Source organism: Microbispora sp. NPDC046973, from assembly GCF_040644495.1.
GTDB lineage: Bacteria > Actinomycetota > Actinomycetes > Streptosporangiales > Streptosporangiaceae > Microbispora.
In genome coordinates, this window is the sequence record NZ_JBEYWQ010000006.1 from 313,668 (window position 1) to 331,385 (window position 17,718).

Consider the following 17,718-nt stretch of genomic DNA (forward strand, 5'->3'; position numbering starts at 1 on the left):
GGAGTCGACCCCTCAAATGAGGACCGGTTTCCCCTCATTTCCGGTCAAGGGCTGGCGTTTTTTCCTGCCGGGCTCTCTAGGGTGTCCTCGTGACTGAGTTCCACGAGAAGCCGGCCATCCACGAGAAGGCGGCGGCCCTGCGGGCGCTCCACGTGCCCGGCGACCCCGTCGTGCTGCCCAACGCCTGGGACGCCGCGTCGGCGCGCGCCGTCGAGGCGGCGGGCTTTCCCGCCGTCGCCACAGGCAGCGCGTCCGTCGCCGCCGTCCTGGGCTACGAGGACGGGCACGACACGCCTGCGGATGAGATGTTCGCGGCCGTGGCCCGCATCTCCCGGGCCGTCGCGGTCCCCGTGACCGCCGACGTCGAGCGCGGCTACGGCCTGGAGCCCGCCGAACTCGTCGAGCGGCTCGCCGCCGCTGGCGCCGTGGGCTGCAACCTCGAGGACTCCGACCCGGCGACCGGAGCACTGATCGACCCCGGTGAGCAGGCGGACTTCCTGGCCGCCGTACGGGCGGCGGCGGCCGAGGCCGGGACCGGCCTCGTGATCAACGCCCGCGTGGACACCTTCATCCACGGTTCGGGGACTCCCGGCGAGAGGCTCGCGGAGGCGCTCGACCGGGGCGGCCGCTATCTCGAGGCCGGCGCCGACTGCGTCTACCCGATCCTGGCGGGCGACCCCCAGGTGATCGGCGCGCTCGCCAAGGAGATGGGCGGCCCGATCAACGTGCTGTTCCGGCCCGGCGTGCCGGCCATCCGCGACCTCGCGGCCCTCGGCGTGGCCAGGGTCAGCTTCGGTCCCGGCATCCACCGCGCGGCGCAGGCGTTCACGGCCCGCATGCTCAACGCGATCGCCCGGGGAGACGACCCCTTCCCGCCCGCCTGACGACGCCCGCCTGACGGCGTCCGCCGGCCTACGTCTCGGCGTACGACCAGCCCGACCAGCGCTCGACCCGGACGAGGATGGCGGGCCCGGCCGGGGGACGCTCGCGATACTGGGCGTACCTGCGCGCCAGCCACGCCACGGCCCGCTCGCGCTCGTCGCCGCCCTCCACGACGCGGGCGTGCCCGTCTGCGCGCACCCACCACAGCCGTTCCCAGTCGTCCTCGTAGTGGTCGGCCAGCAGGCAGACGCGAGGGTTGTCGCGGATGTCGCGCAGCCGTCGCAGGTCGGTGGTGGCCTTCGGCTTGTGGTCCACCGCCGTCACCACGGTGCCCTTGTCACCGCCGGGCACCACGGCGAAGGTGACCGGGACGAGCCGTGGCGCGCCCCCGGCCCCGGCGGTCGCGAGGCGGGCCACCCGGGCCGCCGCGAACAGCTCCCGGGCCCGCCCCTCGGGCATTCTCACCTGGCCAGCCTACGCAGCGTGGTCACGCGCACGCTTGATCGTCTTTGTACGGCGGCCTATGGTGTCCGCCATGGAGGCATCTGAGTTACTCGAGCGGGCCCGCTCGCGCGCATCCGACCCCGAAAACCCCCTGGAAGTCCTGTCCGCCGCGATCGCCCTGTGCCGGGACCTGTCCGGCGAAGCGGGCGGCGAGGTGGACGCCCTGCTCGATCTCGCGGTGTGCCGGGCCCGTGAGGCCGGCGTGTCCTGGACCGCCATCGGCGAGCGGTTCGGGTACATCAGGCGGAGCACGCGCAGGCGCTTCACGCCCGCCTTCGCGATCGCCCACCGGCACCTGGTCAACCGCCGCATGAAGCGCGACGCCGCCTGCTCCTTCTGCCGCAGGCCGCCGGGGCCGCGCGTCCACATGGTCCACGGCGAGGGCGGGCGCATCTGCGACCGCTGCGTGGCACTGGCCGGAGACATCGTCGCCGGGCTGGCCCGCCGCGGCCGCTGACGCACGTCAGGTCACGGTTCGCCGCGGCCGCTGACGCGCGTCAGGTGACCGTGAGCCGCCGCGTGTAGCGCTCGTCCCGCCACGGCTCCTCGCCCAGCACCTCCGCCAGCGTCGTCGCCGCGTCGTGCACGTCGACGTAGCGCAGATACAGCGGGGCGAAGCCGAAACGGACGAAGTCCGGCTCGCGGTAGTCGCCCACCACCCCCCGGTCCGCGAGCGCGCGCACCACGGGGTAGCCCTGCGGGTGACGGTAGCTGACCTGGCTCCCCCGCCGTTCCGGGTCGCGCGGGGTGGCCAGGGCGAGCCCGAGCCCGGGGTCGACGAGATCGTCGAGCAGGTCGATGAACAGCGAGGTCAGGGCCACGCTCTTGGCTCTGACCTCGTCCAGGTCCACCCGCTCCCAGATGTCGAGGGACGCGTTCAGCGCGGCGTACGACAAAATCGGCGGACTGCCCGTGGCGAAACGGCGCACACCGGGCGCGGGGCGGTAGTGCGGTTCGAAGTCGAAGGGCGCGGCGTGGCCGTGCCAGCCCGACAGCACGTTGTGCACGGCGTCCTGGTGGCGCGGCGCGACGTACAGGTAGGCGGGGGCGCCGGGCCCGCCGTTCAGGTACTTGTAGGTGCAGCCGACGGCGAAGTCCGCCTCGCCCACCCGCACGGGCAGCGCCCCGGCGCTGTGGCACAGGTCCCAGACGATGAGCGCGCCGGCCGCCTGGACCAGCTCCGTCACCGCCGCCATGTCCCTGGCCGCGCCGGTCCGGTAGTCCACCTGCGACAGCAGCACGAGCGCGACGTCCTCGCCGAGGGCGTCCTCCAGCGAACGGCCGTCCTCGCCGATGTCCCGGATCTCGTACGCGCCGAGCGTCCGCGCGGCGCCCTCCACGACGTACCGGTCGGTAGGGAAGTTGTCGAGGTCGGAGACGATCACACGGCGTCCGGGCCGCAGCGGGAGGGCGGCCGTGACCACCTTGAAGATGTTCACCGAGGTGGAGTCGCCGGCCAGCACGTCGCCGGGGCCCGCGCCGATGAGGGGTGCGATGCGGTCGCCGGTGCTCTGCGGCATGTCCCACCAACCGGCCGTGTTCCAGCTCGCCCCGAGATGCACCCCCCACTCGGTCTCGACCGTGTGGGCCACGCGTTCCGGCGTACGTCTCGGTAGCGCGCCGAGCGAGTTGCCCAGCAGGTAGACGACCCCCGGAGGCAGCGAGAACTCGTCCCGGAACTCCCGGAGCGGGTCCTTGGCGTCGAGGTCCTGGCATTCGGCACGGCTGAGAACCATCGGCAACTCCTTCGTCACCGCATTATGTACCGAAATATCCGATCTTGTCGTGGTCGTGATGACGGAGCGTCCCCGGCATCGGCAATACCGGAAGGGACCGTTCCACGGATGCGGACGGCTATAACCCCCAGAGATCGCCACACCGGCACGATCAGCCAAAAGTAAGCACAAGACGCACCCAAGACTCTGTGCGATCGTGGACAAGACGGGGCAAGTTCTCTGGAGACGCCAAACCCCCGTTGGTGACAGAGGGTGATTGAACGTGACGGAATCCCCGTCGGTGCATCACGAGTCCCCGATCTATCGCCGCATCGCCGACCGGCTGCGCGATCGGATCCTGTCCGGAGAACTCGGTGACGGCGACCGGCTACCGGGCGAGAACGCGCTCATGAAGGAGCACGGCGTCGCACGGGCCACGGCACGGCAGGCGCTCGCCGTGCTGATCAACGAAGGGCTGGCCGTGCCGAAGCGGGGATCGGGCGTCTACGTGCGGCTGTTCCGCCCCATCCGCCGCCACGGGTCCCGCCGGCTCTCGCGGGAGCAGTGGGCCCAGGGCCTGGCCATCTGGGACTCCGACACCCGGGGGCGGTCGTACGTCGTGGACGAGGTGACCATCCTGCGCGAGCCGGCGAGCGAGCAGGTCGCCCGCGTGCTCGGCACCGGCGAGGTGTGGGTGCGCCGCCGCCGCTACTCCGTGGACGGCCGTCCGGTGCAGCTCGCGGCCTCCCACTTTCCCGCCGATCTCGTGGAGGGCACGCCGGTCGTCCTGCCCGACACCGGCCCCGGCGGTGTGTACGCCCGGCTGGGCGAGCTCGGCCGGCCTCCCGTCCACTTCAGCGAGGAGGTGCGGGCGCGGATGCCGCTGCCCGGGGAGACCGAGTCGCTGAGCCTTCCGGCCGGCACACCGGTGATCTCCGTCACCCGCGTGGCCTTCGCGGAAGGGGGCGTGCCGGTCGAGGTCAACGAGATGGTCCTCGACGCGGCGTCGTATGTACTCCAGTACGACTTCGACGCCTAGGTCAAGAGGCAACGTTGACCTGACCATCCCGATCATTGATTTCTCTAGAGATGTCCCGCACCTTGAGGAGGAGACGTCAAGAGCACCCGGGCATACGGCGAGGGAAGGTGTACGGATGTCCTTGGACCGACGCCTCGCCGAGATCGCCCGGGAGTTTCCGGAGTGGACGATCTGGCGGAGTGACGCGGGCCGGTGGTGGGCGACCCGGCACCACCCGCTCACCTCGGCGCAGCGGACGGCGGGATGCGCGATGACCATCGACGCCGACGAGCCCGACGGACTGCGTGAGCTGTTGCGCGAGCAGGAGGCCCGCGCCGCCGATCCATGAGCGCGGAAGCCCCCGACCCGATCGGGGGCGGGGGCTTCCGCTACCGGTCCTCACATTCTTCGTCACACGCCATGAGGTCAGCGGCACCGGCTCGCCGCCGGCTCACTCGCCGGTCACTTGTTGGCGACCGACTCCCCGTCCGGCATGGCACGCCGCACCCGGCCGAGGTTGACGTCGGTGTCCTCGGGCGACGGCGTCGCGTCGTGACCGTTCTCATGGCGTCCGTCGTCCACGATCAGGACCGCGTCGTCCTCGTCGCCGTCCAGCCGCCCCTGGCCGGCGGCCTCGTACTCCGCGGACCCGTCGGCGGCGACGTGCGCCTCGTGCCCGGACGGCGCGGCCTCCAGGGCCTGCCGCTGGTCCTCGACCGGCTCGTACGACTGCTCGTACGACTGTTCGGGCGACTGGTCGTGCCGCTGGTCCGGCGCGCCCGCGGCGATGGCGTGCACCTGCGGCGCGGGCGGCAGCACGGCGGCCTCGTCGATCAGCGGGCCGGCCGCGGTCTCGCGGTGCATCAGATCGCCGAGCACAGAGCCGATCTCGTTGAGCCGGCGCACGACCTCCGCATGGGTGTCGGTGAGGTAGGCCACCCGGCGGCCGGTGTGCTCGTCCAGCGCGTTCACCCGCTGCTGCGCCGCCGCCAGCATGGCCTCGGCCTGCCCGCGCGCCTCGACGAGCAGCCGCTCCGCCTCCATCCGGGCGACGGTGAGCTGCCGCTCCGCCTCCGCGCGGGCGGAGCGCAGCGTCTCCTCCGCCTCCGCACGGGCCGTGCCCAGCGTCTCCTCCGCGTCCGCGCCCGCCTGCGCCAACAGCCGTTCCGACGTGGCGGTGGCGTCGGCGACGCGGCGCTCGGCCTCCTCCTGGGCGGCGGCCCTGATCGCGTCGGCCTGCTCACGCGCCGACGTCACCAGCCGTTCGGCCTCGGCCGCCGAGGTCTCGCGCAGCCTCCTGGCCTCCGCCTCGGACGCCTCCTTGTTGGCCGCCGCCTCCTCCTGCGCCAGCTTGAGTATCTGGCTCAGCCGCTCGCCCAGCTCGTCGGGGTTCTGCGGCGCCTCCGCCATCCTCCGCCGCGCCTCGGCCAGCTCCAGGCGGCTCTGCTCCGCCTGGTCGATCGTGCGCGCGAGCCGTTCCTCCAGGTCCCGGATCTGGTTGCGGGTCCGGACCATGTAGTCGTGGACCTGCCTGCGGCTGTACCCACGCATCACGACTTCGAAGGAGTCGTCACTCATCAGGTCGGGGAAGTTGTCGGTCTGATTCGTCATGAGAAACCCTGGGGTTGGAGATAACGACGGTAACGCAGCCAGGACACGACTTTCCTGCTATCCGTCGCACATCGCAACCTGAACGCCTCGAGCGGCCGCCGAAACCGGACGCCGCATCGGGCCCGGCCCGGACCTCATGGGATCATGGCCTCATGCCGTACATCGCCGACCTGGACGACGACGCGACGCCGATCATCCATCCCGAGGCGTGGGTGGCCCCAGGGGCGGTGGTCGTCGGGAGGGTGCGGCTCGGACGCGGCGCGAACGTCTGGTACGGCTCTGTGCTGCGCGGCGACGACGAGCGGATCGAGGTCGGCGCCGAGGTCAACATCCAGGACCTGTGCTGCCTGCACGCCGACCCGCGTGAGCCCGCGATCCTCGAAGACCGGGTGAGTCTCGGCCACCGGGCGATGGTGCACGGCGCGCACGTCGAGACCGGCGCCCTCGTGGGCATCGGGGCGGTCGTGCTCGGCGGGGCGGTCGTCGGAGCCGGGTCCCTGATCGCGGCCGGGGCCGTCGTGCCGCCCGGCCGACGCATCCCGGCGGGCGTGCTGGTCGCGGGCGTGCCGGGGAAGGTGGTCCGCGAGCTCACCGACGACGACCGCGCCTCCTTCGCGCGTACGCCGGACAACTACCTCGCCAAGGCCCGCCGTCACGCCGCGGCCTCGGTTCGGTCCCGATGAGCGTGCCGGCCAGCGCCAGGTGGTCCGACAGCTCCGGGTCGGTGGTGATGACCTCGGCTCCGCCCGGACGGTAGTCGGCCTCGGTCGCGAAGATGTAATCGATCTTCCGGCCGCCGCGCGTGGTGGGCTCGCCGCCCCGGCGCGCGATCCCGCACGACTCGGCGTCGACCTCGGTGTAGCCGCCCTCGCCCAGGCCCATGCCGTACACGCCGGTGAGCTGGTCGTGGCCGGGCTCACGGTTGAAGTCGCCGGTGAGGATCACCGGGGCGTTCCCGGCGTACGCCGACACCAGCCCGGTGACCTGCCGCGGGGTCTCGGTGTCGGAGATGTGGGTCACGCAGCAGACCGAGCGGCGCGGGCCGACCCGGCCGGTGGCGCACAGCAGGCCGCGCGGGTGGATCGTCTCACCGGGCGTGGCCGGGGCGTGGTCGGCGCGCAGCAGCCGCCGCAGCGGCGGGCCCTCGGCGCCGTTCTTCAGCGCCAGCGCCATGCCGAAGGTCTTGCCGTCCGGCGGGGCCGTGTCCGGGGTGAGGTCGCTCCACAACGTGCGGCACCGGTCCTCGCGGCCCGGCCCGCCGCCCCTGGCGTAGCCGTACCAGACCAGGCGGTAGCCGGGCAGCTCACGCCGGAGCAGGCCCACCTGGGCGTAGCACATCTCGGTGAACGAGGCGACGTCCACGTCCCTCGACCGGATCAGCCCGGAGACCTGACCGGCCCACGTCCTGCGGCGCCCGGGAGTGAGGTCGCGTACGCAGGTGCCGGCGCTGTTGCCCGCCGCGCAGACGTTGTAGGTGAGGACGCTCACCCGGTAGGTGTCGGCGGATGGAAGACCGGCCACCACCAGCGCAACAACCGCCACTCCCGCGACAAATACCCCCATACGTGGCGAAGCTAGTCAGGAGTGGATCAACCAATCCAGGCGCCTGTGGTGAAATTTCCGACATTGATTGCCCACACCGGTGCGGCGACCGAGAGGTAGGCCATCATGACCCAGGGCCTTCGGCTGCCGACGACGCCGACGGAGATGTAGAGCGGCCACCACAGCAGCGACGCCCGGCCCACCGACATGTAGAACGACGACATCGCCAGCAGCGCCACCGCCTGCGGCGCCAGGTAGGCGACGTCGGCCCAGTTGCGCCGGGCCAGCCGCGCGACGATCAGCAGGACCAGCACGATCGCCGACAGGATCTCCTCGCGGTACGACGTCGCCAGGACGGGCTCGTTGAGCGACCTGTGCCAGGTGTCGATGAACACGTTCCAGGGCGCCGCGGGATAGCGGCCCCAATACTGCGCCTCCGCCGACTTCCAGGCCATGAGGTCCCCGGTGCGGTGCCAGAGGTAGATCATGTAGGCCAGCACCGGCACGCCCGGCAGCACCAGCCAGGGCGCGTTCCGCCATCCCTTCGGCGCACGCAGCCCGTCGCGCGAGACGAGGAACTGCACGACCAGGCCGAGGGCGAGGAAGAGCCCGGAGATGCGGATGGACGACGCGAAGGCGGCGCACACGGCCGCGGACTCCCACCGGCCCCGGCGCGCCAGCAACCAGGCGGGGATGGCCAGCGCGAGGAACAGCCCCTCCGTGTAGCCGGCGAGCAGGAACACCGCGAACGGGCTGAGGAAGAACGCCAGCACGGCCCAGGGGCCGCTGCCCTCCCGATACGACTCGCTCAGCCGTGACAGCGCCACCGCCACGACGGCGCTCGCGACGAGCGAGATCAGGACGAGTGCGAGCCTCAGGTCCGGGATGAACACGTGCAGGGCGCGCAGCAGCAGCGGCAGACCCGGGAAGAACGCGACGAGCCGCGGCGCGTCCGGGTCGTCCGGCCGGCCGTCGTAGCCGTACTTCGCGATGTCCATGAAGTTGTAGGAGTCATACCGGTTGAACCGGTCGAGGATCGCGTCCTCCGTACGACCCGGCGCCGCGAGGATCAGGTAGATGTACGAGGCGACCTGCCAGAAGAACCAGATGAGCAGGGCCGTGCGGTCGGGCGAATGGCCGAGCCACCACATGGCCCAGCGTCTGCGGGCCGAGAGCGGTCCCGTCTGCTCGCCGGTCGCCGTGCCGCCCGAGGTGTCCACGGGCGCCATCTTCTCCGATGCCTCGTCCGCGCCCCGCTCGCGGGCGGCCCCGGCCTGCTGGATCTCCGTCACGAGCACCTATGGAATACGCCACGGCAGCTCATGCCAAGTGGCAGGCACCCCCCGGGATACGCCTCAACCCGGAGAAATACGCAAATGTGCTGCTCAATGCCTTCCGTCGCATGAAACTTTCACCAACGGTCTCCAGCGCATCGGCCACCCCCGCCACCTCGGGGACCGGCGAGCTACCATCGGATCCAGCGAGGGGACCGCCGGAGTTCGTCCCGGCATTCGTGTGCCCCGGAGGGGCATCGGACTACTCCGGCTGCGTCAACCGGGACAAGCGAGAAGCCGTCCTCTCCGGAGGACGGAGGTCACTGCCGCGTGTACTGGGACGGGTTCACGACGATGGAGCGCGACGTGCGCGCCGTCGTCGGCGACCCCCGGTGGACGCTGCTTCCCCCGGTCACCCGGGCGCACACCCTGGCCCAGCGGGCTCTGGTCACCCCGGACGGCGCCCGGTGGCTGTTCGGCGCGCACGCCCGCTGGTATCGCCTCGACCGCGTCGACGGCCGCTGGCACCTGTCGGCTCCCCCACTGCATCCGGCCATCCGCTCCGGCGCACGGCCGAGTCCGCCCGGCGTGGCGATCCCGCCCGCGCTGATCCCCGCGGGCCCCGACTTCGCGTACGACCGCGGGTCCACCCAGGCGTTCGTCGGCCCGGACGTCCCGCACGAGATCACCGAACGGCTCCGCGCGCTGCTGCTCGCCCACCGTGGACTGCGCCGGGAGGACTTCCCCCTCGGCGACAGCGTCTACCAGCAGGTCTTCGCCCGCGACGTGGCCGCGACGGTGGCCGCCGTGTGGGGCACGATCATGTGGTGCGCCTACGCGCCCGCCTTCGACGGCAACGAGGTCATGCTGTCGATGTTCGGCGAGTTCCTGGCCCGGCCCCTGCCCGGGGACGACTGGGTGCGCTGGCTGCCCATGGGTTCGCTCGACGCCCTCGTGGCCCTGTACGCCGAGCGGATGCGCTCCGGCGCGCGGGAGGCGGGCCTGCGCCTGGCCGGGCTGATGGCCGAGACCGCCACCGTGCTGCGCGCCGACCCCCGGTTCCGGCCGCGCGCCGACGCGCTGATCGCGATGGCCGAGCCGCTGCTCGGCAGCCCCTGGCTGGACCAGCACGCCATGCCCGGCGGCGCCGTACGGCAGGCCTGGCTGTCGCGCTGCCCGCCGCACCTCGTCCCGGCCACGCTCCCCGAATGGGCGCCTGGCGAGCACTTCCGGCACACCCTGTACGACCTGATCGAGGCCCTGGGCTACACGGCCGCACGCGGGATGGATCCGCGTGCCGTGGCGGCCGCGCTGCTCGCCGCCGACGTGGCGGGCGTGTGCGGCGTGTCCGAGCCCGCCTGGGCGGCGCCGGGCAGCTCGCGCACCGCGCAGGTCGTCACCGCGCTCTATCCGTGGATGGACGACGAACTCCGGCAGGCCCTCTATCTCGCGCTCGCCGAGCCCACCCACCCGCTGCGGGGCTGCTGGCCGGCCGGCGGCGAGCTGCCGCCGGGGCTGGTCCCGCCCGACCGGGGGACGGCCGCCGCCCTGCTCGGCTCCGCGTACGCGACCGGCCTGGCCTGGTGCGCCCTGACCGGCACGTCCGCGCCTCACGAGGGTTTCGCGGTATGCTCCGCGGTCGTCAAGTGCCTCATCCATCAGCGGGACGACCCACGGCCGCAGGAGGCGGCGGAGCGGCGCAAGCCCGACCTGGACGAGTCCGGCGGCTGGCTGTTCGAAACTTCCAATTCGGATATTTCGCCCTTACCTCCGCTTTAGCAACCCGTTCCCCCCATCACCGTCTCATTCATCGAATTGTGATCTCGGTATCGGGGAAATGGTCCCGGAGGGACGAGGAGCGCGGGTCGGAATGGTCACGATGGGCCATGTCGCGGCAGGGTACCCGGACGTAACCTCGTGATGGGTGTGGGCTGCGGAAGGAAGGACGACGCGGTGGGGCACGACGACCTGGACTCTCGGGTCCACGACCGTGTCGCGTTGGACGAGATCGCGCTCTACGCCGAGGTGCTGGAGGCCGTGAACATCACGGAGAACCGACTGACCTTGGAAGAGCTCGACAACGCGCTCGGATTGCGGACTTCGGCGAGCCGCTGAAGGCACTGAGAGCACGGACCGTCCCGGGCATCTGGTGGGCCCGGGACGGTCGCTCGACCGGAATGATCCGTCCGGCCCCTCGGACGGGCCGTGACGGACAGGCGGTGACAGGCAGGCGTCACGACCTGACGAGCCGGGCGATGGCCGCGGAAGCCTCCTTCACCTTCTCGCCGGCCTCCGGGCCTCCGCTCTTGACGGCGTCGGCGACGCAGTGGGCGATGTGGTCCTCCAGCAGGCCGAGCGCCACCGCCTGGAGGGCGCGGGTGGCCGCCGAGACCTGAGTGAGGATGTCGATGCAGTAGGCCTCCTCGTCCACCATCCGCTGCAGTCCCCGGATCTGTCCCTCGATCCGGCGCAGGCGGGTGAGGTAGGCCTGCTTGTCCCCGCTGTACCCGTGCATCCCTCAACGATACCCGTAACAGGTATCCAGCGTCGCGGTCCCGATACGGCGGGTAGGGCGGGTGGTCCCGGGAATGCATCCATAACCGGCTCGAAACGGTGCTGGGAGTCGCGGATGGGAACCCAGGCTGTCCTCCGTACGCTGCCGTTCGCCGTCATGGCGACGGTGGTGGTGCTCGACCTGCTCGCCGGGCCGTCCCTGGGCCTCCTGCCGTTGCTGACCCTCGGGCCGGCGTTCGCCGCGGTGACGGGCGGCGTGCGCCCCGCGGCACTGGCCGGGCTGGTCGCGCTCCTCCTGTCCATACCGCTGGCCTACCACGACCACCTGCTCGGCCGTCCGCAGATCACCATCACGCTGGTCGCGATCGTCGGGGTCACCGCGGCCGCCATGCTGGCGGGCCGGCTCCGGGTCGAGGGCGAGCGCACGCTGGCGAACGTCCGCCTCGTCGCCGAGGCGGTCCAGCGCGTGCTGCTACACCCGGTGCCCCGCCGGGCGGGCGACCTGCGCATCGCCCTGTCCTACACCTCCGCCGCGGTGGACGCCCGCATCGGCGGAGACCTGTACGACCTCACCAGAGGCCCGGAGGGTTTCCGCCTGATCGTTGGCGACGTGCAGGGCAAGGGCCTGGACGCGGTGGAGACGGCGGCCTCGGTGGTCGGCGCCTTCCGGGAGGCCGCCTACGACGAGCCGGCGCTCGCCGATGTCGGCCGGCGCCTGGAGGACCACCTCGCGCGGCGGCTCGGCGGGGAGAAGTTCGTCACCGCCGTGCTCGCGGAGGTGGGCGAGCACGAGATCGCGCTGCTCAACTACGGCCACCCGCCGCCTCTGCTGCTCACCTGCGACGGCCGTGTCCATTTGCTCGAACCGCGTGAGGAGGCGCCGCCGCTCGGCCTGGTCGCGCTCGCCCCCACGGGCCCGCAGCCGTACTGCTGCGCGTTCCGCGAGGGCGACCAGATCCTCTTCTACACCGACGGCGTGTGCGAGGCGCGCGATCGGGGCGGCGCCTTCTATCCTCTGGAGGACCGGGCACCCCGCCTGCTGCGAGCCGGCGATCCGCAGGACGCTCTCGACCTGCTGGAACGCGACCTGGTCGCGCACGTCGGCGGGCCCGTCCCGGACGACGCCGCCATGCTGCTCGTCCGCAGGGAACGGCCCTGACGGCCTGGCCCGGGCATCATTTGCCATGTGCAATCATTGACGGACAGCAGCTCCGGCGGGTCGTGAGCGACGGCCGGACGGCAGGGCCAGGTGAGCAGGGGCGAGCGCGAGTGGAACCGGGAAGGCACGGACAGCCCGACACCTTCTCCATGCTCACCGTGCTGGACGAGGGCGTCGTCGTCATCCGGATGTTCGGCGACCTGGACCTGGGCTCCGCGGCCGCACTGCGCGCGTGCCTGGCCGAGGCGGTCGGGCTGCGCACGCCGCCCCGGATCGTGATCGACGCCGAAGGGCTCAAGTTCTGCGACTCGACCGGACTGAGCGTCCTCATGGGGGCGCTGCCCGCCGTCAGGGCGGCCGGTGGGCGCCTGGCACTCAGCGGCGCCCACGGGCGCTTCGCCCGGATGCTCAGGATCACCGGTCTCGACATGGAACTGCCGATCCACGACTCCGTCGACGCCGCCACCGCCTACCTCAGCCGGCCCGGCGACTGAGCCGGCCCGGCTAGTTGAAGCAGTCCTGGTTCTTCAGGGTCAGAGCCATCTCGTACACCTTGCCGTGGGACAGCAGGAAGTAGTAGGCGGCCTTGCGGTTGCCGGGGACCGCGGCGATGGGGAAACCACCGGCGGGAGTCTCGAGGTGAGGGTAGGCCTTCTTCAGCTGCTTCATGGTGGAGCCGAGCCCGATGCCCTCCGGAGTCCTGGCCCCCTTGAACGCGAAGATCGCGGCCACGCCGAGCTTCTTCGAGATGAACAGGCCGACCCTCTCCTTGGGGGTCGGGTGTGCCTTCAGGTCCCAGCCCGTGCAGGTCTCGCCGCCGAGCTTCTTGACGATCTTGCCGGTCTTCTGGGCCTGCTTGGCGCTCATCCCCAGCTTCACGGCGCCGTAGCCGTACGGCCCCAGCCGCACGGCCGCGCTCGCGGACGTGCCGCCCGCCGTGCTCTCCTCCGTGCTCTGCGCCGCGCTCGCGGACGTGGCGCCGCCCAGCGCGACGCCCACGGCGAGCGCCGTCGCCATCGCAGAACGTCCCAGACGCACAGCCCTGCTCGTCATGCCGCTTCCTCCTGTGGTTTCCGTGATCATCATTTCCTACGGGACACCGATATCACCAACCAACCGAGGGTGGCGGATCAGGGGCGGGAGCGCAGGCCGTACATGAGCTCTTCCCAGCGGACCGCGACGGCCGGCGCGGCGTGGGCGGACGCGGTCTCCAGCGCCCCGGCCGCCAGCTTCATGCGGCGGCGTTCGTCGTCCACGAGGGTGAGCAGCGCGCAGGCGAGCGACTCGGCGTCGCCCTCCCCCTCCTGGACCAGCACGCTGTCGCGGTCCGGGCGGAGGAACTCGGCGGGTCCGCGGGATCCGGCGAAGCCCACGACCGGCACCCCGCAGCTCAGTGCCTCGATGACGGTCATGCCCAGCAGTTCGTGCCGCGACGGCACCGCGACGATGGACGCCTTGGCGAACTCGCCGGGCAGGTCGGGGGTGGTGCCCATGAAGTACACGTGGTTGTGCAGGTCGAGGTCGCGGACGAGGGCGCGCAGCCGCCGCTCCTCCGGGCCCCCGCCGTACAACCGCAGCCGCCAGTCGGGCCGCTTGTCGGCGACGATCGCGAAGGCCCGCACGAGCCGGTCGTACGACTTGCCGGGAACCAACCGGCCACCTGCGCTGACGATCCGGTTGTCCATGCGGGAGCGCGGCCAGGGCGTCCCGGGCAGGGCGTCGGGGATGACGTGGACCGACAGGTCGTCGTCGAGCAGGCGCACCCACTCGTCCCGCCGGCCGGCGGTGCTCGCCACCACGGCGTCGAGGCGGGGATAGAACCGGCGCACCGGGCCGGGCACCGCCGGCCTGCCCCACTCCCGCGCGATGCGGACGACGTCTCGCGGCGCATACCGGGCGGCCTGCACGCTCAGCGAGGGCCGGGTGGTGATCAGAACGTCGGCGCGCAGGCCGCGCAGCATCCGCCAGAGCGCCACCTCCGTGCGCACCTGTCCCCTGGGCAGCAGGTGATGGACACCGGGCCGGGCGTCCACGAGCCAGCGCAGCGTCACCCTGCGGTCGACGGGGAAGAACGGCGTCTCCCTGGTGCGCCGGACGCTCACCACCTCGATCTCGTGCCGTGAGGCCAGTCCTCCCGCGAGGTTCAGCATCGCCCGCACGTCGCCGCGCATGCCGTACGCCGAGGGGAGCAGGAACGCGATTTTCACGCGCCCACCTCCAGCAGCAGCTCGTCGCCCGGAGTGAAGCTGGGCCGGATCGGCACGCCGTCCACGAGCGCGCGGGGATAGTGGACGCGGCGGCGCTTGCCCTCGACGTCGTCGAGCCTGGCGCCCAGCGGAAGCGCGCGGTCGACGCCGTCCACCTCCAGGTAGGGCTCCCAGGAGCCCTGCGAGTCGGGGGTGGCGGCCAGCACGTCGCACAGCGAGAGCGCGGCGTGGAACCGGACCCCCTGGACGGTGGCGGCGACCCGCACGGTCGCCGCCGGATCGCCGTGCCCCGGATCGCTGTCGCCCGAATCCCTGTGAGCCGGGTCGCTGTGAGCCGGGTCGCTGTGAGCCGGATCGCTGTGACGCAGCGCGAGGGTGGCGTGGCGGTGCTGGTCGTCGTCGTCCAGGCCGGTGTAGGCCAGCAGCCCGGTCACCTCGAACCGCCCCTCGCGGAACCACACCGCGCGGACGTCGGCGACCGGCTCCGCCGGATCTATCTTCAGGGCCAGATATCCGTTGCGCGTGCGGTAGGCCCGGTAGGCCAGCGTCCGGCGTCCCAGCGCGTACGCGTCGAGGCGGTCGAGCGAGAACCCGGGATCGGCGCTCTGGATGCGGGCGCGGACGCCGTCCTGTTCCAGGTAGGTGTCCCAGCGGCCGGGATCGAGGTCGAGGGGCGCGAGGGAGACCGCGACGCTGGCGTCCCTCGTGCGCCCGCCGGAGGCGCCGAGCGTCACCCGTCGTTCCTCACCCGTGCCCCGTCGCCGCAGGATCAGGCGGGTGCCGTCCGCCAGCGGCTCGGCGATGGACAGACGCAGGGAGAGGACGTCCGCCAGGGTGACCTCCGCGTCGATGACGACCACACCCACCGTCCAGCCCCCTCCCCGTCGATTGAGCCAACGTTGAGGTTACCGTGATTTTCCTGTTATGTGGAGAAAGCCTTTGTCACTCTTCTGTGAAACACGGTTCATTCCATCGCCTTGACCGGTGATTTCCACAAAAAGTTCACGATCGCGGCAAAGATTGGTTTACCCCTGCTTGATGGATTTGATGAGGAGCTGGGCGACGTCCACGACCTCGAGCGACTCCTTGGCCTGACCGGCGTTCTTCTTCTCGTTGATGGCGTCGCCGAGCATCACGAGGCAGAACGGGCAGGCCGTGGAGACGGTGTCGGGATCGGTGGTCAGCGCCTCGTCCACGCGCTCGGTGTTGATGCGCTTTCCGATGCGCTCCTCCATCCACATGCGCGCGCCGCCGGCGCCGCAGCAGAATCCGCGCTCCTTGCACCGGTGCATCTCCTGCGCCTGGACGCCCGGCACCTTGGCCATGATGTCGCGCGGCTGGGCGTACACCTTGTTGTGCCGGCCGAGGAAGCACGGGTCGTGGTAGGTGATTTTCTCCTCGATCGGGGTGATCGGGGTGAGCCTGCCCTCCTCGACCAGGTGCGCCAGCAGCTGGGTGTGATGCACGACCTCGTACGTGCCGCCGAGCTGCGGGTATTCGTTGGCGAGGGTGTTGAAGCAGTGCGGGCAGGTGGCCACGATCTTCTTGACCCCGGCCTCGTTGAGGGTCTCGATGTTCTGCTGGGCGAGCATGTTGAAGAGGAACTCCATGCCCAGGCGGCGGGCCGGGTCGCCGGTGCAGGCCTCCATCGGGCCGAGCACCCCGAACTTGACGCCGGCGATGTGCAGCAGCTCCGCGACGGCCTTGGTGGTCTTCTTGGCCCGGTCCTCCAGCGCGCCGGCGCAGCCGACCCAGAACAGGTACTCGACGTCCTCGGGCATCGTCGAGTCGACGATCGGGACCTCGAAGTCCAGCTCCTCGATCCACTCGGCGCGCTTCATCTCGGACATGCCCCACGGGTTGCCCTTGTTCTCCAGGTTCTTGAGCATCACGCCCGCCTCGGACGGGAACGACGACTCGATCATCACCTGGTAGCGGCGCATGTCGAGGATGTGGTCGATGTGCTCGATGTCGACCGGGCACTGCTCGACGCAGGCGCCGCAGTTGGTGCACGACCACAGGACGTCGGGGTGGATGACCCCGTCCTCGCCGACCAGCGGCTTGTCGAGCAGGGCCAGCACGTCCTCGGAGAAGCTCTCCTTCTCCTTCTCCCCGGCCAGCAGGTAGGGCGCGACCGCGAAGGCGTGGTCACGCTGGTCGAGGATGAGCATCTTGGGCGACAGCGGCTTGTCGGTGTTCCACGCCGGGCACTGCGACTGGCAGCGGCCGCACTCGGTGCAGGTGTAGAAGTCGAGGAAGCCCTTCCAGGTCGTGTCGGTGACCTTGCCGCGGCCGAACACGTCGACCTCGGGGTCGGCCTCCTCGAAGTCGAGCACCTTGCCGTTGCTGCGCATCGGCTGGGCCGGGCCCAGGCCGTCCGGACGGCGGGAGAACAGCACGTTCAGCGGCGCGGTGAAGATGTGCAGGTGCTTGCTGTTCACCACGATGACCAGGAACACCAGCATGAGGCCGATGTGCAGCAGGAGGGCGATCTGCTCGAGCAGCTCGCTGTGCGGCAGGATCTTCCCGATTGCCAGGCTGGCGAAGGCGCCCGAGTCATAAGGGAAGTTGCCGTTGGCCGCCGCGGCGCCCCGGGCGAGGAACAGCGTCCAGATGATGTTGAAGATCATGAACAGGACCAGCCAGGCCCCGCCCAGGTGGGATCCGGAGAAACGGGAGTCGCGCCCGAGCTTCTTCGGCGAGTTCTTGATCCGGATGGCGGTGAACGCGACCAGCCCGAGCAGACAGGCGACCGCGATGAAGTCCTGCAGGAAGCCCAGCACCGGCCAGGTCCCGATGAGCGGGATGTGGAAGTCCGAGTGCCCGGTGATCGCACCCTGGATGATCGCGCCGTACGCCTCGATGTAGACGGTCAGCAGGATGAAGAACGCCCACATGACGAAGAAGTGGGCGGTGCCGGACGGGGTCCACTTCAGCAGCTTGCGCTGGCCGAAGACCTCGACCAGCTGGGCCTTGATCTCGGCGCCGGCGTGCTCCTTGGCGTACTCGATCCGCTCCGGGGCCGGCTGGCCGCTGGTGGCGAGCCGATAGAGGAACAGCACGCGACGGCCCGCCAGCGCGACCGCCACGGCGGTCGCGACGAGGCCCACAATCGCTACCCAGAGCACGAGTCCCTCCCATATCGAACGTCGGCGGCCAGCGTAGGGGCGCGGCGCCTTCGCGTGGGCGGTGGAGTCCCGCCCTGTGGATAACGCCTACGCTTCCCGAATGGTACCGGCGAGTAACATGTCCTGCGTCACGCTCGGCGAGTGGCACTTGTCACTGCGTTTCC

Annotated in this window: 19 protein-coding genes; 9 read left to right on the forward strand and 10 right to left on the reverse strand. The window is 71.1% G+C overall.

The features are described from left to right. The first annotated feature begins 89 nt into the window (after positions 1–89). The gene (locus ABZ860_RS15405) at positions 90–884 is read left to right on the forward strand and encodes an isocitrate lyase/phosphoenolpyruvate mutase family protein (RefSeq protein WP_357220229.1); all 795 of its coding nucleotides are present in this window, start codon (positions 90–92) and stop codon (positions 882–884) included. Between the two features lie 28 nt (positions 885–912). Here ABZ860_RS15405 and ABZ860_RS15410 read toward each other — a convergent pair whose 3' ends face one another. Next, a complete protein-coding gene (locus tag ABZ860_RS15410) occupies positions 913–1,341 on the reverse strand; it encodes a TIGR03668 family PPOX class F420-dependent oxidoreductase (RefSeq protein ID WP_357220293.1) in 429 nt (142 codons plus the stop codon). A gap of 76 nt (positions 1,342–1,417) precedes the next feature. On the opposite strand from ABZ860_RS15410, the gene ABZ860_RS15415 reads away from it, so the two are divergent. Next, positions 1,418–1,843: a ClpX C4-type zinc finger protein gene (locus ABZ860_RS15415; protein ID WP_357220231.1), complete on the forward strand. Its 426-nt coding sequence runs from the start codon at positions 1,418–1,420 to the stop codon at positions 1,841–1,843. A gap of 40 nt (positions 1,844–1,883) precedes the next feature. Here the strand turns inward: ABZ860_RS15415 and kynU are convergent, their stop codons facing one another. Further along, complete coding sequence (kynU, locus tag ABZ860_RS15420) at positions 1,884–3,122, reverse strand: kynureninase (RefSeq protein WP_357220233.1); 1,239 nt, start codon at positions 3,120–3,122, stop codon at positions 1,884–1,886. A 262-nt stretch (positions 3,123–3,384) separates the two neighbouring features. On the opposite strand from kynU, the gene ABZ860_RS15425 reads away from it, so the two are divergent. Both ABZ860_RS15425 and ABZ860_RS15430 read left to right on the forward strand, forming a co-directional pair. Then, on the forward strand, positions 3,385–4,140 hold the full coding sequence (locus ABZ860_RS15425) for a GntR family transcriptional regulator (protein WP_357220235.1): 756 nt from the start codon (positions 3,385–3,387) through the stop codon (positions 4,138–4,140). A 115-nt stretch (positions 4,141–4,255) separates the two neighbouring features. Next, complete coding sequence (locus tag ABZ860_RS15430; protein ID WP_079314365.1) at positions 4,256–4,468, forward strand: hypothetical protein; 213 nt, start codon at positions 4,256–4,258, stop codon at positions 4,466–4,468. 113 nt (positions 4,469–4,581) lie between these two features. Here ABZ860_RS15430 and ABZ860_RS15435 read toward each other — a convergent pair whose 3' ends face one another. Then, a complete protein-coding gene (locus tag ABZ860_RS15435) occupies positions 4,582–5,730 on the reverse strand; it encodes a hypothetical protein (RefSeq protein ID WP_357220238.1) in 1,149 nt (382 codons plus the stop codon). A gap of 152 nt (positions 5,731–5,882) precedes the next feature. On the opposite strand from ABZ860_RS15435, the gene ABZ860_RS15440 reads away from it, so the two are divergent. Next, on the forward strand, positions 5,883–6,413 hold the full coding sequence (locus ABZ860_RS15440; RefSeq protein ID WP_357220240.1) for a gamma carbonic anhydrase family protein: 531 nt from the start codon (positions 5,883–5,885) through the stop codon (positions 6,411–6,413). On the opposite strand, the gene ABZ860_RS15445 is transcribed toward ABZ860_RS15440, so the two are convergent. Both ABZ860_RS15445 and ABZ860_RS15450 read right to left on the reverse strand, forming a co-directional pair. Then, positions 6,319–7,293 (reverse strand): endonuclease/exonuclease/phosphatase family protein, encoded by a 975-nt coding sequence (locus ABZ860_RS15445; protein ID WP_357220242.1) that lies wholly within the window; start codon positions 7,291–7,293, stop codon positions 6,319–6,321. The genes ABZ860_RS15440 and ABZ860_RS15445 overlap by 95 nt on opposite strands. A 26-nt stretch (positions 7,294–7,319) precedes the next feature. Beyond that, on the reverse strand, positions 7,320–8,564 hold the full coding sequence (locus ABZ860_RS15450; protein ID WP_357220244.1) for a mannosyltransferase family protein: 1,245 nt from the start codon (positions 8,562–8,564) through the stop codon (positions 7,320–7,322). Between the two features lie 312 nt (positions 8,565–8,876). Here ABZ860_RS15450 and ABZ860_RS15455 point away from each other — a divergent pair, with 312 nt between their 5' ends. Continuing rightward, positions 8,877–10,325: a hypothetical protein gene (locus tag ABZ860_RS15455; protein WP_357220245.1), complete on the forward strand. Its 1,449-nt coding sequence runs from the start codon at positions 8,877–8,879 to the stop codon at positions 10,323–10,325. A gap of 147 nt (positions 10,326–10,472) precedes the next feature. After that, positions 10,473–10,661 (forward strand): hypothetical protein, encoded by a 189-nt coding sequence (locus ABZ860_RS15460; protein ID WP_142574679.1) that lies wholly within the window; start codon positions 10,473–10,475, stop codon positions 10,659–10,661. Positions 10,662–10,779: 118 nt separating this feature from the next. On the opposite strand, the gene ABZ860_RS15465 is transcribed toward ABZ860_RS15460, so the two are convergent. Then, positions 10,780–11,061 carry a metal-sensitive transcriptional regulator gene (locus ABZ860_RS15465; protein WP_079314359.1) on the reverse strand — a complete coding sequence of 94 codons (282 nt, stop codon included), beginning with the start codon at positions 11,059–11,061 and terminating at the stop codon, positions 10,780–10,782. 114 nt (positions 11,062–11,175) lie between these two features. Here ABZ860_RS15465 and ABZ860_RS15470 point away from each other — a divergent pair, with 114 nt between their 5' ends. Both ABZ860_RS15470 and ABZ860_RS15475 read left to right on the forward strand, forming a co-directional pair. Continuing rightward, entirely contained in the window at positions 11,176–12,219 is a 1,044-nt protein-coding gene (locus tag ABZ860_RS15470) for a PP2C family protein-serine/threonine phosphatase (RefSeq protein WP_357220248.1), read from the forward strand. A gap of 110 nt (positions 12,220–12,329) precedes the next feature. Then, positions 12,330–12,713 (forward strand): anti-sigma factor antagonist, encoded by a 384-nt coding sequence (locus ABZ860_RS15475; RefSeq protein WP_357220250.1) that lies wholly within the window; start codon positions 12,330–12,332, stop codon positions 12,711–12,713. A gap of 10 nt (positions 12,714–12,723) precedes the next feature. On the opposite strand, the gene ABZ860_RS15480 is transcribed toward ABZ860_RS15475, so the two are convergent. The 4 genes from ABZ860_RS15480 to ABZ860_RS15495 form a co-directional block, all read right to left on the reverse strand. Then, positions 12,724–13,272, reverse strand: a complete 549-nt coding sequence (locus ABZ860_RS15480) for a hypothetical protein (protein ID WP_357220252.1) — start codon at positions 13,270–13,272, stop codon at positions 12,724–12,726. Positions 13,273–13,349: 77 nt separating this feature from the next. Next, positions 13,350–14,426 carry a glycosyltransferase gene (locus ABZ860_RS15485; RefSeq protein WP_357220254.1) on the reverse strand — a complete coding sequence of 359 codons (1,077 nt, stop codon included), beginning with the start codon at positions 14,424–14,426 and terminating at the stop codon, positions 13,350–13,352. Next, complete coding sequence (locus ABZ860_RS15490; RefSeq protein ID WP_357220256.1) at positions 14,423–15,292, reverse strand: hypothetical protein; 870 nt, start codon at positions 15,290–15,292, stop codon at positions 14,423–14,425. The genes ABZ860_RS15485 and ABZ860_RS15490 overlap by 4 nt, the downstream gene beginning before the upstream one ends. 159 nt (positions 15,293–15,451) lie before the next feature. After that, positions 15,452–17,554 carry a (Fe-S)-binding protein gene (locus tag ABZ860_RS15495; protein WP_357220258.1) on the reverse strand — a complete coding sequence of 701 codons (2,103 nt, stop codon included), beginning with the start codon at positions 17,552–17,554 and terminating at the stop codon, positions 15,452–15,454. Between the last annotated feature and the right edge of the window lie 164 nt (positions 17,555–17,718).